Origin of the sequence: Collinsella tanakaei, from assembly GCF_016902615.1 — a bacterium.
In the GTDB taxonomy this organism is placed as follows: Bacteria; Actinomycetota; Coriobacteriia; order Coriobacteriales; family Coriobacteriaceae; genus Collinsella; species Collinsella tanakaei_A.
In genome coordinates, this window is record NZ_JACJMB010000065.1 from 1 (window position 1) to 1,765 (window position 1,765).

A 1,765-nucleotide genomic window follows, 5' to 3' on the forward strand; every position below is an offset into this window, starting at 1 on the left:
CACATCTTCACATCCTCTACACATCCGATTCGACGGACGGCGACCGCTATTCGGCGGGCGGCCGACCCGGCGGCGCCCCTAGCTGGGGATTCGTGAAGGCGGGATCAGACTCCGGCGGCTTAAGTCGTCTTCTTACTGAACCGGACAGCTATCTTTCTTTTGCCTCGCTTCTTTTCATCAGATTGGGTCGCGCCCCCGCCCCACTCATCGAGTCGACAGCTCATCTAATTCATCTGGAATGGGCAACTATGCAACGCCCTCCCAACGCGATTTCAAATCCCTGGTTGATGAAGTGATTGAAATCGAAGGCGTTTGGACAGTTGCTGACAGCGCCCCCGGTTCCTAGTGCGCAACATCTGTCCGGTGTATTTTCTCGTCTGACACTACCGAGAGCAGGAAGAGCGTGCTCAGACATCAACCAAACTCCTCCTGCGAAGGTACAACTGGGGATTGCATGGGCTTCAGCTGAATCAAATTCAGCTCAACATAAGACCGCCTGTAGATCTATAGAGAAGCACAGAAGCGAAGGGAATCATCCGTGATTCATGACGCGAAGCAGGCTCAATTAGACCAGATTTCCCAGGATAAAATACGCATACAAAGCGCACGGGAGAAGTGCCTCGATTACGCGTAACCGCTCCTGATAAAAGACTAACGCTCCCCTCCAGCCTCCTCGAATCAGATGGAACACCATCAACCATGATGGAATATTCATCCCGATGAGGGCTCTGTGTATCCGTAAGGACCCTCGGACTCTAGCCACCCGGAGGTCGATGCACAGACCGCACAACCAATTACTGTGAGGATAACCACAGCTGGGGACCTCCTGCGTTGACAAGCGAATCCGTATGATGCGAAACACCCAATCGGTGTTCGGGCGAGAAGCATGCGCATAATCCGGAAGGACATGAACCCCGGGTATCGACACCGTGAAGATCCATACAGGCGCAGAAACCCCGTCTTCATGTCAGGGGATCCCGAGAAAGAACGCATTGAATGTCAGCCAGATAAACAGTCGCGGGGAGTCGAAACTCATGAAAGAATCGATTCGGTCTGGTATGGAGTCGGTAGCGACACCGGTCGGGACAACACCGCCGATCGAGACCAACCGAAAAACAAACCTGGTTAGAAAAGCATGCCGAATCGAGCCATAGTACCCCGTATTCATAAGATCTCGAAGACAGATACGTCCGGCAGCCGTACCACAAGTATCCCTCGCAATTTCACCCGGAAATCTACCCCTGATCGTACAGGGGCAAAAAGGGCCTGCAAGGGAATCCCGTCTTCGCGCTCCTCGTCAACCCGTATCTTTCAATGACGTCGACCGAAACAAATTACGGAACTGTCGGAACAATCCCGTGGATGACATCGCGTCAAGGCAGAACTCATGAAAGAAGCATCCGAACAACAGACGGCAGACCGAAACATCGGCAAGAAAAGAACTGAGAGAAAATGAGAGATAAAAGGTCCACAAAGCCAACTCATACAGGGTAGATGGAAAGCGAGGAAGAGGGATGGAAACAGCGCGGAACCTATGTCGGGGAGCTCGAACCGCCTGGGAAGATGATCTAAGCAATTGAGTGCGGGCGCGAATCGGAAGCAACGCGGGAGTAATAACAGAAAATCGGCCGATCGACAGCATGCCGGTCGGCCGCAAACGCCCCGGGAACGCGAAAAGGGGCGGGGCCCCGGGGGAGATGCTCCCCCGGGGCCCCGCCCCCGCGTGGAAACGCCGTCCACCGGTCAGCGGCGCCCTGCTCTCCCA

At 54.5% G+C, this 1,765-nt stretch carries 1 protein-coding gene; it reads left to right on the plus strand.

Translation table 11 applies throughout. The features are described 5' to 3' along the window. On the plus strand, window positions 1–296 hold a 296-nt coding region (locus H6A21_RS10710; protein WP_204562771.1), incomplete at its 5' end, for a hypothetical protein. Between the last annotated feature and the right edge of the window lie 1,469 nt (window positions 297–1,765).